The organism is Companilactobacillus baiquanensis, from assembly GCF_003946605.1.
In the GTDB taxonomy this organism is placed as follows: Bacteria; Bacillota; Bacilli; order Lactobacillales; family Lactobacillaceae; genus Companilactobacillus; species Companilactobacillus baiquanensis.
On sequence record NZ_RHOQ01000007.1, the window covers coordinates 1 to 15964 of the forward strand.

Annotated in this window: 14 protein-coding genes; all 14 read left to right on the forward strand. The window is 35.0% G+C overall.

Annotated features, from left to right (window positions below):
• Positions 1–517 precede the first annotated feature (517 nt).
• The 14 genes from tgt (at position 518) to EKM77_RS09410 (ending at position 15909) form a co-directional block, all read left to right on the forward strand.
• On the forward strand, positions 518–1660 hold the full coding sequence (tgt, locus tag EKM77_RS09345; RefSeq protein WP_125593797.1) for a tRNA guanosine(34) transglycosylase Tgt: 1143 nt from the start codon (positions 518–520) through the stop codon (positions 1658–1660).
• A gap of 92 nt (positions 1661–1752) precedes the next feature.
• A complete protein-coding gene (gene yajC, locus EKM77_RS09350) occupies positions 1753–2205 on the forward strand; it encodes a preprotein translocase subunit YajC (protein WP_125593798.1) in 453 nt (150 codons plus the stop codon).
• Positions 2206–2421: 216 nt separating this feature from the next.
• Positions 2422–3858, forward strand: a complete 1437-nt coding sequence (gene zwf, locus EKM77_RS09355) for a glucose-6-phosphate dehydrogenase (RefSeq protein WP_125593799.1) — start codon at positions 2422–2424, stop codon at positions 3856–3858.
• Positions 3833–5005 (forward strand): DNA polymerase IV, encoded by a 1173-nt coding sequence (gene dinB, locus EKM77_RS09360; protein WP_191987453.1) that lies wholly within the window; start codon positions 3833–3835, stop codon positions 5003–5005. The genes zwf and dinB overlap by 26 nt, the downstream gene beginning before the upstream one ends.
• On the forward strand, positions 4998–5951 hold the full coding sequence (locus EKM77_RS09365) for a DHH family phosphoesterase (RefSeq protein ID WP_125593800.1): 954 nt from the start codon (positions 4998–5000) through the stop codon (positions 5949–5951). Before dinB ends, EKM77_RS09365 begins: the two co-directional genes overlap by 8 nt.
• Positions 5952–7298 carry a DEAD/DEAH box helicase gene (locus EKM77_RS09370; RefSeq protein ID WP_125593801.1) on the forward strand — a complete coding sequence of 449 codons (1347 nt, stop codon included), beginning with the start codon at positions 5952–5954 and terminating at the stop codon, positions 7296–7298. It begins immediately after the preceding gene.
• A 301-nt stretch (positions 7299–7599) separates the two neighbouring features.
• Positions 7600–10239 (forward strand): alanine--tRNA ligase, encoded by a 2640-nt coding sequence (gene alaS, locus EKM77_RS09375; protein WP_125593802.1) that lies wholly within the window; start codon positions 7600–7602, stop codon positions 10237–10239.
• A 63-nt stretch (positions 10240–10302) separates the two neighbouring features.
• On the forward strand, positions 10303–10560 hold the full coding sequence (locus EKM77_RS09380) for an IreB family regulatory phosphoprotein (RefSeq protein WP_125593803.1): 258 nt from the start codon (positions 10303–10305) through the stop codon (positions 10558–10560).
• On the forward strand, positions 10560–10994 hold the full coding sequence (gene ruvX / locus EKM77_RS09385; protein WP_125593804.1) for a Holliday junction resolvase RuvX: 435 nt from the start codon (positions 10560–10562) through the stop codon (positions 10992–10994). Before EKM77_RS09380 ends, ruvX begins: the two co-directional genes overlap by 1 nt.
• A gap of 8 nt (positions 10995–11002) precedes the next feature.
• Entirely contained in the window at positions 11003–11311 is a 309-nt protein-coding gene (locus EKM77_RS09390) for a DUF1292 domain-containing protein (protein WP_125593805.1), read from the forward strand.
• 85 nt (positions 11312–11396) lie between these two features.
• Complete coding sequence (locus tag EKM77_RS09395) at positions 11397–11939, forward strand: CvpA family protein (RefSeq protein WP_125593806.1); 543 nt, start codon at positions 11397–11399, stop codon at positions 11937–11939.
• Between the two features lie 216 nt (positions 11940–12155).
• Positions 12156–14510 (forward strand): endonuclease MutS2, encoded by a 2355-nt coding sequence (locus tag EKM77_RS09400; protein ID WP_125593807.1) that lies wholly within the window; start codon positions 12156–12158, stop codon positions 14508–14510.
• 76 nt (positions 14511–14586) lie between these two features.
• Positions 14587–14898: a thioredoxin gene (gene trxA, locus EKM77_RS09405; RefSeq protein ID WP_125593808.1), complete on the forward strand. Its 312-nt coding sequence runs from the start codon at positions 14587–14589 to the stop codon at positions 14896–14898.
• Positions 14899–15096: 198 nt separating this feature from the next.
• Entirely contained in the window at positions 15097–15909 is an 813-nt protein-coding gene (locus EKM77_RS09410; protein WP_125593809.1) for a hypothetical protein, read from the forward strand.
• The last annotated feature ends 55 nt before the right edge of the window (positions 15910–15964 follow it).

Below are 15964 nucleotides of genomic sequence, written 5' to 3' on the forward strand. Positions count from 1 at the left end.
GTAGTAAGCACAGGGAGATGGCTTGATTTGCTCGTTTCAAAATACGAGCAGAGAAAAACATAAAAGAGAAATAAATAGACTTGTAAAGAGCAAAGCGACACAGGACGTATTCGTAGTAAGCACAGGGAGATGGCTTGATTTGCTCGTTTCAAAATACGAGCAGAGAAAACATAAAAGAGAAATAAATAAACTTGTAAAGAGCAAAGCGACACAGGACGTATTGGTAGTAAGCACAGGGAGATGGCTTGATTTGCTCGTTTCAAAATACGAGCAGAGAAAAACATAAAAGAGAAATAAATAGACTTGTAAAGAGCAAAGCGACACAGGACGTATTCGTAGTAAGCACAGGGAGATGGCTTGATTTGCTCGTTTCAAAATACGAGCAGAGAAAAACATAAAAGAGAAATAAATAAACTTGTAAAGAGCAAAGCGACACAGGACGTATTGGTAGTAAGCGCAGGGAGATGGCTTGATTTGCTCGTTTCAAAGTATGAAACAAAACACAAAAGGAGAATCTATGGAACCGGCTGTTAAATACACATTATTAAAAAAGGAAAAACATACGGGTGCACGTTTAGGATTACTAGAAACACCTCATGGAACATTTGAAACACCAATGTTTATGCCTGTTGGAACCGAAGCATCAGTTAAAAATATGGCTCCAGAAGATTTGGATAAAATCGGAGCTTCAATTATTTTGGCAAATACGTATCATTTATGGTTAAGACCAGGTGAGGATATTGTTAAAGAAGCTGGCGGATTACATAAATTTATGAATTGGGATAAAGGTATTTTAACTGATTCAGGTGGATTTCAAGTATTTTCACTGGCTAATACACGAGATATTACAGAAGCTGGGGTTCATTTCAGAAACCATTTAAATGGCCGACGTGAATTTTTATCGCCTGAAAAAGCTATTAAAATAGAGAATTATCTAGGCCCAGACATCATGATGAGTTTAGATGAATGTCCTCCATTCTTTGAAAGTTATGACTACATCAAAAAGTCAGTTGCAAGAACTAGTCGCTGGGCAGAACGTGGTTTAAAAGCTCATCGAAATCCTGATTGGCAAGCTTTATTTGGGATCGTTCAAGGTGCTGGTTTTGAAGATCTTAGAAAACAAAGTGCACGTGATGTAGTTAGTATGGACTTTCCTGGTTATTCAATTGGTGGTTTGTCTGTTGGTGAATCCAAAGAAGAAATGAATAATGTACTAGATTTCACAACTCCTTTGTTACCAGAGAATAAACCACGTTATTTGATGGGTGTTGGATCAACTGATGCCTTGGTAGACGGTGTTATTCGTGGAATTGACATGTTTGACTGTGTCTTGCCAACAAGAATTGCTAGAAATGGTACATGTATGACCACAAAGGGACGTCTAGTAGTTAAAAATGCCAAATATGCTCGTGATTTTAGACCGTTAGATGAGGACTGCGATTGTTATGTTTGTCGTAATTACAGTCGTGCTTATATTCGTCATTTGATCAATGCCAATGAATTATTTGGAACACATTTGACTAGTTATCATAATCTTTATTACTTACTCAACTTGATGAAAGGTGTCCGTCAAGCAATAAAAGATGACAACTTGATCGAATTTCGTGAACATGTTTTTGAAGAATATGGTTTAAACAAGGAAAATGCACGTAATTTCTAATTTTTTTTTAATAAAAAAAGCCACGGAGTGGCTAGGTATGTCAATCTTTGTTATTCTATAATAAGGATAGTAATTATTAAGAGGTGGAAAATTTGAATATTTTAACATTGGGCGCTGCAGCTGGTGGATTATCATCATATAGTTTCTTTATCATTATCATTCTTATGGTCGTGGTAATGTACTTTATGTCAGTTCGTCCTCAAAAGAAGCAACAACAAAAACGTCAAGAGATGCTAAAGGCTATGAGTACAGGTGATAGCGTCGTTACACTTGGTGGTATTAAAGGAAAGATCCATTCAATCGATCATGAATCTGAAGAAGTCGTTGTTGACTGTGATGGTATCTATCTAACATTTGATTTGAAGTTTATTCGTTCAACAACTCCTGCTGCCAAAGCAGCACAAAAGGCTGAAGTACAAAAGCCAGCAGAAGACAAAAAAGAAGTTGAAACAAAGGCAGACGACACATCAGAAAAAGAAGCTCCTAAAGAAAATGATGATGCTAAAACTGATGAAACAACTGACGAAACAAAAGAAGATAAATAATTTTTTAAGAAAGACGGTAATTCTATTTTTGAATTACTGTCTTTTTTTAGGGAAAAACTATTTTCGCTTTTTACTTGCCTTATAGTTGGGTCCAAGGTTTAAAATGATATTTGTATCAGAGAGTCAATAATAAAGATGTTTTTAAAATGATAGTGTAAAATAGAAATATACGTTTTATTAATGAAATCAGACGATTCATCAAAGGGAGTTTAGAGAATGGCTACAGAAAAATCAGCAGTTTTTATAATTTTTGGTGGTTCCGGTGATCTAGCTCATCGTAAATTATACCCAGCTTTATACCGCTTGTTTAAAGCAGGAATGTTAAAAGATCACTTTGCAGTAATTGGAACGGCAAGACGCCCATGGAGCAATGAATATTTTCGTCAAACAGTTGTAACGTCACTAGAGGATTTTGATGATGATAAAAGAATGATGGAGAACTTTGCTATGCATTTCTTCTATCAATCACATGATGTTAATGATTCAGATCATTATATTGCCTTGAAACAATTGGCAAGTAAACTTGATGATCGTTTTGAAACGGGTCGCAATCGTGTTTATTATATGGCCATCGCTCCTAGATTTTTTGGAACTGTTGCAGCTCACATTAAGTCAGAAGGTTTGAAGACTGACGGATATAATCGTTTAGTTATTGAAAAACCCTTTGGACGAGACTTTAAGAGTGCCTGTGATTTAAATGACGCTTTATCTAAGGCATTTACCGAAAAGGAAATTTATCGAATTGATCATTATTTAGGTAAGAAGATGGTTCAAGAAATTCCTAATCTGCGTCGTAAGAATCCTACATTTGATAAAATTCTAAATAATGAATATGTGTCAAATGTTCAAGTTACTTTAGGCGAGTCATTGGGCGTTGAGGATCGTGGCGGATATTATGAAACTGCAGGTGCTCTACGTGATATGGTTCAAAACCACATTATGCAAATTATCGGTGTGGTGGCTATGGATGAACCTGAAGTCATGGAGGCAGATGCAATTCATGAGATTAAAGATGAGTTGTTTGCTAGTTTAAAGGATCTTACACCTGAAGAAGTTTCTAAAGACTTTGTTCGAGGTCAATATGATACTGACAATATGGGAAAACTAAATCCTTATCGCAAAGAAGATAAAGTTGAAGAGGACTCTAATGTAGAAACATTTGTTGCCGGTAAAATTGAATTTAAGAATGATCGTTGGGAAAATGTTCCTTTCTATGTTCGTTCAGGTAAGAGAATGCCTAAGAAGTCTTCCAGAATCGACATCGTATTTAATGAAAAAGTTGCTGATCTTGGTATCAGACCTAATACAATTGTGACATTTTTCATTGAACCTGAAGAAGGCAGCAGTATTTTGATCAATGGGATCGATTATCAATCTGTAAAACAAGATTTGATCAAATATCCAGAAGATCCTGAGATCTTTAATGATGCACGTGAAGCGTATGAAAGTTTGATAATTGATATTCTTGCAGGTGATAAAGCCAACTTTACATTGTGGGAAGAATTGAAGAGTACGTGGAAATATATTGATGTAATTAGAGAACAATGGGATAAAGAATCACCTAAATTTCCTAATTATTTGAGTAATACAATGGGTCCAGATACTGCCGACACACTTTTAGAGAAAGATGGTAATTCTTGGATCTGGAATTAAGGCGGTGTTTTCAATCGGATTTTTAAGAATACCTATTAGAATTGAAGAAAACAGAAAAATCATCCATGTCGATATGGATGCTTTTTTTGCGTCTGTTGAAGAACGAGAACATCCTTATTATAAAAAGAAATGTCTGATCGTTGCTCCTGATCCACGTAAAAATCACCATCACGGGGTGGTTACAACTGCAAATTATAATGCCAGAAAATATGGTGTTCATTCAGCAATGCCGGCGCAACAAGCCATCGAACTTATTCCACGTGATAAACTAGTGATCGCACCACCAAACTTTGAATTATATAAGAAAACTTCTAAATATATTCATGGTATCTTTGCCGACGTAACTGATGTGTTTCAGTCGGTAGCCTTAGATGAAGCCTATCTGGATGTTACTAAGAATAAATTAAATGAACAAAACACTGTTAAGGTAGCTAATTATATTCAACAGCGAATTATTAAAGAAACCAGACTAACTTGTTCAGTTGGTATTTCGTATAATAAATTTCTGGCAAAGATGGCTTCTGATTATCGTAAGCCATTTGGCAGGACGATCATTTTAGGTGAATATGCTGAAGACTTTTTAAAACCGATCCCGATTGAAAAATTTAACGGAATTGGTAAAGCTATGCAAAAGAAACTACATGATATGGATATTTATACTGGTGAAGATTTACAAAAATTAGATCAAGATGTTTTTTTGCAAACATTTGGTAAACTAGGTTATGTGATGTTTAGACGAGTTCATGGAATTGATGATTCACAAGTTAATAATCATCGCTTGCGAAAATCTATTGGTCGAGAACGAACCTACAACATGAATTTAGTTTTAGATAACCAGGTTGAACAAGAATTACATTTTTTAGCAAATTTAGTTAGTGAAGATTTAAAGAAACAGCGGCAACACGGGAAAACGGTTGTTTTGAAATTACGTAATTCTGAATTTGAAACTATTACGAAACGAATGAGTTTTCAAGATTATGTTCAAAATTCAGATGAAATTTATCGAGTATCTAAGGGAATCTATGATAAATTGAAGGTAAGTGATCAAAAAATCCGATTATTGGGAATAACCGTGACGAATCTTGATCCATTGTCATATCAAGAAGTTTCATTAAAGCTATTTAAAGACGGAGGCACTAATGAATAAGTTTACAGATATAATTGAAACAATTAAAAAGTATGATAGAATTATCATTCTACGTCATCAAAATCCAGATCCAGATGCTTTAGGATCTCAAAAAGGATTAGCAGTAACTTTACAAAAGGCTTTTCCACAAAAGACTATTTTGATTGGTGGACAAAATTCTGAGGGATTAAAGTGGTTATCCACAATGGACCATATTAAAAATGATGATTTTAATGGTGCATTAGTAATAACAACTGATACAGCCAATACGCCAAGAGTTGATGATGACCGCTATGATCAAGGAGACTTTTTGATCAAGATCGACCATCATCCAAACGACGAAGCATATGGGGATCAGTTGTATGTAAATACTGAAGCTAGTTCTAGTTCTGAAATTATTGCTGATTTTATTGAAGCTTGTGCAGATTTGACTTTAACTAAGGAAGCCGCCTACTATTTATATGCAGGAATCGTTGGGGATACCGGTCGTTTTATGTATCCTGCTACAACCGAACATACGATGTGTGTTGCTGGTAGATTTTTAGCGCTAGGGATCGACGCACCAGGTATAAACCAAAAAATGAATGAAATTACTTTGCAACAAGCTAAACTGCAAGGTGAGTTATTCGACCGTCTAAAAGTCGATCCATCAGGTGCTGCAATGGCCGTAATTGATGATGATCTGATGAATAAGTTAGATATCAATCAAGAGCAGGCTAATTCAGTTGTTTCTACACCAGGTCGTTTAGGAGAAGTATTTGCATGGCTAGAAGCAGTTCAAAAACATGATGATACTTATAGGATCCATCTACGTTCAAAAGGACCAGTCATTAATGAACTTGCCAAGGAACATGACGGTGGTGGTCATCCATTAGCCAGTGGTGCAAATGCCAAGGATTTACAAGAAGTAGACCAGATGTATAAAAAATTAATTAAAATCGTAACTGATTTTAAAAAGGGTGAATAAATGACAAAATTTTCACAGTACAATTTCAATGATGCTATTAATAAATCATTGAAAGAAATTCATTTCGATGAGCCAACGCCAGTTCAAGAGGCAGTTATCTCACTTGTGAATAAGAAAAAAGATATTATTGTGCAATCGGAAACAGGCTCTGGTAAGACACATGCTTTCTTATTGCCAATTTTGAATGCAATAACAAAAAATCAAAATGTTCAGGCTTTGATCGCAACACCTAGTCGTGAATTGGCTTATCAAATATATGAAGATACACAAGATATTTTGAAGAACTATCCTGAAGAATATAATGCCTTTATCTTTGTTGGTGGAGCTGATCGTGAACGTCAAAAAAGAAAACTCAATGCCCATCAGCCACAAATAGCCATTGGTACACCAGGTAGATTATGGGACTTGATTCGAGAAAATGATCTACATGTTGAAAATGTTGAACGCTTTGTTGTTGATGAAGCCGATATGACTTTAGACATGGGATTTTTGAACGATATTGACCATATTGCTGCTAAAATGCCTGAAAATCATGAAATGTTAGTCTTTTCAGCAACTATTCCACAAAAATTAGAGCCTTTTTTGAAGAAATATATGAAAGGTCCTAAGCGAATTGAATTAAAAAATTCATCAGTTATTGCTAAAAATGTTGATAATTGGTTAATGTTTACGCATGGTCGTGATAAAAAAGAACTGATTTATCAATTGATGACTTTAGGATCACCATATATGGCTTTGATCTTTGCTAATACGAAGAAAACTGTTGATGAGATATATGAATATCTTAAAAATAAAGGTTTGAAAGTTGCTAGGATTCATGGTGGATTAACTCCTCGTGAAAGAAAACGAGTTATGAAGCAAGTTGAAAATATGGAATATCAATTCGTAGTTGCAACTGATTTAGCAGCTCGAGGTATTGATATCAATGGAGTTTCTCACGTTATCAATGCTGAGATCCCAGATGACTTGGAATTCTTTATTCATCGTGTTGGTAGAACAGGTCGTAACAAGATGTCAGGTATCGCTATTACACTTTATGCTCCAGGTGAAGAACATAAAGTTGCAGATATCGAACATTTAGGAATCAAGTTTAAACCAAAAGAATTAAAGAATAATGAAATCGTTGATGGCTATGATCGTGATCGTCGTGAAGATCGTCATGCTAGTCAAGACAAACTGGATACTAAGTTAGTTGGTTTTGTTAAAAAACAAAAAGTTAAGAAGAAGCCTGGCTACAAGAAAAAGATTCGCCAAGCAATTTCAACTGAAAAACGTCAACAAAGAAAGATCAAGAATCGTCAAGAAATGCGTAAACAACGTGATGCAAGACGTAAAAATAACAAATAGTTTGAGATTTTCTTTGTTAGTTTTCGAGAAGGATTTAAATATTGACTTTTTTTAGTCTTGTCGTTAGTATTTTCATTGGATATATCAAATAATAAATGTCAAAAGAGAAGGCTAGTCGCTGTAAACGCCAAGACAACTAATTATTTAGATGCTACCAAAATTTTAATTAAATATATGACTTTTTTTGAGAGGCTAACGAAAAATCGTTGCAAACAAGGTGGTACCGCGCAGTGGCGTCCTTGAAATTGCAACGGTTTTTATTTTTTTAAAATAAATAAATTATCTACTTAGGGGAGATAAAATGAAAAATTTATCTAGTGCAGAAATAAGAAAAATGTTTTTGGATTTTTTCCAATCTAAAGGGCATACTATTGAGCCAAGTGCATCTTTAGTTCCAGTTAATGATCCTACTTTATTATGGGTCAATTCTGGAGTTGCAACATTAAAGAAATATTTTGATGGAACAGTAATTCCTAAGAATCCTAGAATTACTAATGCTCAAAAATGTATCAGAACTAACGATATTGAAAATGTTGGTAAAACTGCTCGTCATCAAACATTCTTTGAAATGCTGGGTAACTTTTCTGTTGGTGATTATTTTAAAAAGCAGGCCATTCCTTGGGCATTTGAATTTTTAACAAGTCCTGATTGGATCGACATGGATGTTGATAAACTATATGTAACAACTTATCCAAAGGATACCGAGACACAAAAGATCTGGGCTGAAGTCGGTATTTTACCTGATCATATCATTAAAGAAGAAGATAACTTTTGGGATATTGGCGAAGGTCCTTGTGGTCCTGATTCAGAAGTTTTCTATGATCGTGGTCAAAGCTTCAACAATTTGTCAGAAGATGATCCTGAAAATTATCCTGGTGGAGAAAATGAAAGATATTTGGAAGTTTGGAATATTGTTTTCTCAGAATTAAATCACTTACCAAATGGCAAGTATGTTGAACAACCACATAAGAACATTGATACGGGTATGGGATTAGAACGTTTAGTTTCGATCGTTCAAGGTACTAAGACTAATTTTGAGACCGATCTTTTCAAACCTATCATCGAACAAGCTGAAGAATTAAGCGACAATCGTAAGTATGGCATTAATGATGAAGATGATGTATCATTTAAAATCATCGCTGATCATGCTAGAACAGTTTCATTTGCGGTTGGTGACGGAGCTTTACCTTCTAATGAAGGACGAGGTTATGTTATTAGACGTTTGATCAGACGAGCTGTTTTAAATGGTAAGAAGATTGGTATAGATGGACCATTTCTTTATAAATTAGTACCAACTGTTGGTAAAATTATGGAAAGTTACTATCCAGAAGTAAGCCAACAACAAGATTTCATTGCAAAAACTATTCAACAAGAAGAAAAACGCTTTTCAGATACATTAAATGATGGTTTAGCATTACTAAATGGTGTTATTGCCGACCTTCATAAAAATAATGAAAAAATGATCGATGGTGCTTCTGCTTTCAAACTTTATGATACATATGGTTTTCCATTGGAAATGACTCGTGAGTATGCTCATGATGAAAACTTGGAAATCGATGAAGATGGCTTCAAAGAAAATATGGAAGCACAAAAACAACGTGCTCGTGCCGCCCGTGGTAACTTACAATCTATGGGTATGCAAGATGAAACCTTGATGGAAATAAAAACTAAGAGTGAGTTCGTTGGTTATGATCATGATGAAATCAAAGCTACTTTGAAAAACATTGTAGTTGAAGATGAAGAAATGCAGACTGTATCAGAAGGCGAAGCCCAACTTGTCTTTGATAAAACTCCTTTCTATGCTGAAATGGGTGGACAAGTAGCTGATATTGGTGGCATTTATGATGACAATGATAATCAAGTTGCTGAAGTTGTTGATGTTCAACATGCACCAAATGGACAAAATATTCATTTAGTTAATGTTTTCAATGAGTTAAAGGCTGGCGATAAATACGAATTGAAGATCGATACTGATTTTCGTGAAAAAGTTCGTCATAATCACACTGCTACTCACTTGTTGGATCAAGCATTACGTGACGTTGTTGGTTCAAGAACTCATCAAGCTGGATCATTAGTTGAACCTGATTATTTGAGATTTGATTTTAACAGCAACTCTGCACTGACAGAAGATCAGATCAGTCAATTGGAAACAATCGTTAACAAGAAGATCTGGCAATCGATCCCAGTTCAAACTGAAGTTCTTCCTATTGAAGAAGCTAAGAAAAAGAAGGGTGCAATTGCACTGTTTAGTGAGAAATATGGTGATTTAGTACGTGTCGTTGAAATAGATGACTATTCGGTTGAATTTTGTGGTGGAACGCATGCTAGAAATACTTCCGAACTAGGACTATTTAAAATCACATCTGAATCAGCAATTGGATCAGGTATCAGAAGAGTTGAAGCTGTTACAGGTGAAGAAGCATTTGAGTATCTAAATACACAATTACACTTATTACAAGAAACAGCTGATACAATGAAAGTTAATCAATTGAAAGATGTTCCACAACGTGCTAGTCAATTGATCGATGATAATAAAGCACTAAAACGTGATAACCAAAATCTTAAGACTCAACTAACAAGTCAAAAATCAAATGAGATCTTTGATCATGTAGAAGAAATTAATGGATTTAAGGTTATTGCAGAAATAATTCCAGCAGATATGGCTGCCCTAAGACAACTTGCCGATAAATGGAAGAACGATAATAGTTCCGATATTTTAGTATTAGGAGCAAGTGCAGATAAGAAAGCCAGCTTAGTCGTTGCCGTAAATAAAGATTCACAAGCAAAAGGTGTCAAAGCCGGCGATGTGATCAAGAAGATCGCTAAAGAGATCCAAGGTGGCGGCGGTGGTCGTCCAGACATGGCACAAGCTGGTGGTAAAAACCCTGCTGGTTTAACAAATGCGTTACAAATGGCTAAAGATGTTATTAAATCTTATTAAAGTGGGCTATAATTGAAGTAAGATTTTTTCAACCATTTAAATAATGTTATATGGAGGTTTGCCATGAGTTCACTTGATAAAACAATGAGTTTTGACTTTAATGAGAATAAAGGCAAAGATGTAAAAGATACACTTCAAAGTGTCTACCAATCTTTAGAAGAAAAGGGATATAATCCTATTAATCAAATAGTCGGATACTTGTTATCAGGGGATCCAGCCTATATTCCAAGACACAATGATGCTAGAAATCTAATTTTGAAGCATGAAAGGGACGAGATAATTGAAGAATTAGTTAAAAGTTATCTCGGTCAAAACAAGTAATGCGGTTATTAGGATTAGACGTCGGCTCAAGAACTGTTGGAGTAGCCGCTAGCGATTTGTTAGGTTGGACAGCTCAAGGAGTTGAAATTATTCGTATTAATGAGGATGATGGGGATTTTGGTTTAGATAGATTGGCCGAAATTATTAAAGATAAACAAGCAACTGGTGTTGTCATTGGTTTACCTAAGAATATGAATAATACTGAGGGACCTAGGGTTGAAAAGTCTCGTGAGTACGGTAACATGGTGGAAGAAAAATTTAATTTGCCAGTCGACTATATCGATGAAAGATTGACTACTGTTCAAGCTGAACGCATGTTGGTTGATGAAGCAAATGTCTCACGCAAAAAGCGTAAAAAAGTTATTGATAAAATAGCAGCCGAAATGATTTTACAAAATTATTTAGATGCGAAAGGTAAATTAACACGAAAATAGGTGAAAATATGAATGAAAATCCACAATCACCAAAAGATTTGGACGAAGTAATTTTAAGTGATGATCAAGGTAATGAGGATGTTTACAAGATCCTCTTTACTTTTGATTCAGAAGATTACGGCAAATCTTATGTCTTCTTGTATCCTAAAAATGCAGAAGATTCAGATGAAATTGAAGTACAAGCTTTCTCATTTACACCCGATGAAAATGGGGATGTTGATGCTGGAGAATTAAATCCCATTGAAGATGAAGAAGAATGGGATATGGTTCAAGAAGTGCTTAATACTTTCACTGAAGACGATGAACAAGGTGAATAACTGACAAAGGCGGGACAAGAGTGAGTTTTCTCTCTTGTCCCGCGTTTATGCAAAACTTGAGTGATACGGAATCAAAGGGGATATAATGCTAAGTCTTTTAATTGTTTTATGTTTAGTCTATGGCTTTTACGTCGGTTCAAGGCGTGGCCTTATGATGCAAGCTTTTTATACAGTTGGGTACACAATATTCTTTGGAATAGCCTGGGTATCTGCTAGAGCTTTGGGACCAAAATTTGAAATGTTAATACCATATCCTTCCGCTAATTTAGGAAGTGAGTTTGCTTTCTTTTCTACAAAAGTTGGAATGGAATTAGACGACGCATTTTATCGTGCATTTGCCTTTATTTTTGTCTGCTTTGTGGGTTGGATCATCATGAGATTTATTGGATTGTATTTCAAACGATTGACTTATTTTCCAATGTATAATGATGTGAATCTTTTAAGTGGTGGAATATTGGGGTTAATAGTCAACTATGTAATGTTATTTTTAGTTCTTTTGACTATGGCTATGATTCCGGTCAGTGGCATTCAAGATGCATTACAACATTCATTTATTGCATCAGCAATGATTAGAAGCACTCCAATATTGACTCATGCGTTAACAACGCTTTTGATAAGTGGCATATAGAAAAAGTAAGGCTGGGGAGGGTGTGACTTATGTCACGCTCTCTTTTACATTTGAGAATGTTGATTGAGAAAACGCGCTTTGCAAGGCAGAGACCTCCGTTTAGCTACGAATAACGAATAATTGAAATACCCAATTATTCGTTATCCTAGGCTATACTCGGTCTCTAAGCGCCTTGCAAAGCGCTCTCTTCAGTCTTCTTTGTTAAGAGGAGATTAAATGAATAATAAAGCATTAAATGTTTTAGAGTTTGATAAAATTAAAGCCGAAATAGGGAAATTTCTGATTACTTCTAGAGGGCATGCATTATTAAAAAAATTGATGCCGATGTCGGTTGAATCAATTGTTCAAAGATTGATCGATCAGACAAAAGATGGAATGGATATCGTTCGTCTAAAGGGTGAAATACCAGTTAGAAAATTGGCAGATTTAAACGACCAGGCAAATCGTCTTAAAAAAGACGGTAATTTGAACGGAACAGAATTGGCAGCGATTGGTCAAGTTCTAAAAAATACGAGTGAATTAAAGGAATTTTTTGAAGGTCTTCATGACGATGCAGTTGACCTTAGACAGTTATATGATTTAAACGATGATCTGATCGACAATCCTAGTTTGACGACTAGAATAAATAAATCAGTAGATGAAAGTGGCCGCGTGTTAGATGCCGCTTCACCAGATTTGAAATATATTAGAGAGCATATTGAACGATTAAACGGTCAAATCAGACATGCGATGGAACAATTTACGCGTGGTAAAAACACAAAATATTTGACGGAATCAATTGTTACATTACGTGATGATCGATTTGTCGTTCCAGTTAAAACTGAATATAGAGCCAAGTTTGGCGGGGTCGTCCATGATCAAAGTGCCAGTGGTCAGACGCTTTACATCGAACCACAAGCTGTTGTAGGACTTAATAATCAATTACATGATGATCAAACTTCAGAAAAACTTGAAGAAATTAAAATTTTAAATGAATTATCAGATTTAGTTCGTCCAGAGATCGACGATATTGTTAAAAATAATGACGTTCTGGCTCAATTTGATTTGATAAATGCCAAATCTAAATATGCAAGAGAAATTAAAGGTACAGAACCACTAGTCTCAAGGGATCGGATAGTAGATCTTAAAGAGGCCAAACATCCCTTGATCGACCCTGATCGAGTTGTGGCTAATGATATTAAAATCGGTGATGACTATCAAACAATGTTAATAACTGGTCCTAATACTGGTGGTAAGACAATCACTATGAAAACATTAGGATTGATCCAAGCAATGGCGCAGGCGGGGTTATTTATTCCAGCTCATGAAGAAAGTCAAATTGCTGTCTTTGATGAAATATTTGTTGATATAGGTGATGAACAATCAATTGAACAAAATTTGAGTACGTTCTCATCTCATATAGATAATATTATTAATATCATTCATAAAGTATCGCAAAACAGCTTAGTTTTGATCGATGAATTAGGGGCTGGTACGGATCCACAAGAAGGTGCTTCAATTGCCATCGCCATTTTGGAAAAACTCGCTAAATCTAATTGCATGATCATGGCAACAACTCACTATCCTGAATTAAAGATTTTTGCATATAACACTGAGAATACAATTAATGCCAGTATGGAATTTGATGACGAATCACTAAAACCAACTTATCGACTTTTGATTGGTATCCCTGGTGCAAGTAATGCTTTCAACATTGCTGGAAGGCTGGGAATGGATCGTGATGTTGTTGAACGTGGTGAATCATTAATGAGTGGTGAAAGCCAAGATTTAAACAATATGATCACCGATCTTGAGAATCGTCGTAAGGAATTTGAACAAAAAAATCAAGAATTAACAGAACAATTGGCAAAAAATAAAGCAATTGAAGATGATTATGAAAAGAAGCAAGTTGCATTAGCTAATTCTAAAGATAGTGAAATTCAAGCTGCTAAAGTACGTGCTAATCAAATTGTTGCAAAGGCCAAAGGCAAGTCGGATAAAATTATCGATCATTTACGTGAATTAGAGCGTAAAGGTGTTGCCGTTAAAGAAGACCAATTGATCAGTGCTAAAACTGAATTGAAGAATCTTCATCAAGATGAAACTGTTAAAAAGAATCGAGTATTGCGTCGTAATAAACGTAAACAAGCTCTTAAAGTCGGAGATGAAGTAAAGGCGATCCCTTACGGTCAAATTGGTACTATAGTTAGAAAAAATCGTAATGATGAGTTTGAAGTACAATTAGGTATCCTGAAAATGAAGTTTAAGAGTGATGATCTTGAAAAAGTTCAATCATCTAAAAATGACGAAGAACAAAAACCAACTATGGTCAGAAGAACTAAGAGTACCGGACTTTCCAGCAAGTTAGATCTTCGTGGCAAACGTTATGAAGAAGCAATGACAGAATTGGATAGTTATATTGATGAGGCTCTATTGGCAGGTTATAATCAAGTTACTATCGTGCATGGATTTGGTACGGGAGTAATTAGAAAAGGTGTTACTAAATACTTGCAAAGTAATCCAAGAGTTAAATCATTTGGATATGCTCCAGCAAGTTCAGGTGGTTCGGGAGCTACGATCGTTGATTTATAAAACTCGAAACAAAATATTTCCAAGAATTACCTGAAAGTGATATTTTAAATAGAGTGATTTAAAAAGGAGTGATTTCATGGTTGATGAAGTAACAGATGCAAACTACCAAGATGAAACCAAAGACGGAGTTGTATTAACAGATTTTTGGGCAACATGGTGTGGTCCATGTCGTATGCAATCACCTGTAATTGAGGATTTATCAGAGGAAAACGATGCGGTTAAGTTTACAAAGATGGATGTAGACGCTAATCCTAAAACACCAGAATCATATGGTATTATGGCTATTCCAACACTTATTATCCAAAAAGATGGTAAGGTTGTTGAAAAGTTGACAGGATTCCATAGTAAAGCTCAATTAGCTAAGATTTTGGATGGTTATACAGATTAGTTCTTAAAGTACAAATATGGTCAGTGATCCGATTTTGGATTGCTGACCATATTTTTTTATATACTTTTTGAATAATAAAAAATCTGCATAAATATATAATGTAAGCGATATAATTATTCTCTTAAAATACGTTGACTTTTCAGTTAAACGTATTAAATAATGAGTTTGTAAGTAGCTAAAATTAAGGAGTGTGTACAAATGGACAAGATTGATGAAAACTTCTATTTGAATGTTGATGATGAAGCTTTGAAACAAAAAGTTATAAGTGACTTATTTGAATGGCAAGCTAATATTCCCGCACAACTAGAGCGTACTTTAAAAAAACGTCATATTGAGGATAAGATCGTTTGGAAAGGTGCTATCATTGGCCATACTAAAGATGAGAAATACTATGGCAAACGTAGTGTCTTAATGTTTTATTTCAATAATTATTATGTGATGAATGTTTGGGCAGATGTTAGTGATCCAATCAAATTCTATATGGATGAATTCAAAGTTAAACCAAATATCGCTATTTTTGGATATGGTTTCTTGGAAGACAGAAATGTAACCTTTACAGAAGATAATCCAGTTGAAATTGCCTACAGTATTGATAAGTTTTGTGTTGGTGATGGAATTGGCGATCCTGCAGAAATTTACGATGTAATTTCAGATCTTATTAACAAACGTAAAGATGAAGTTAATAAGGAAGTCGAAAAGGCGATCAATAAACGTGACGAGGATTATGGGGCCTCAAAGATCGACAGTCGTTTCCGCAATGTTAAAGATATTGTCAGCCAAGGTCCGATCCCTAAGGGCTTCAAATATCAAGCACCTAAAATCTATATTACTAGTGAAGGTATTGATGACTGTAAGAAGGCTTATAAAGACTGCTTAGCACAAGCATATGCTGATATGAATAGTGGTAAATACGATGCTTTGTTTAATGTTAAAGTAATCAGCCAACCGGTTGCTGAAAATGGAATTTGCAGTATGTATCTAACTGGGGATGCAGTTAACATTTGTAATTAAATGAAATTAAAAAAAGACGATCAAGCATTTTTGCTTCATCGTCTTTTTTGATGTA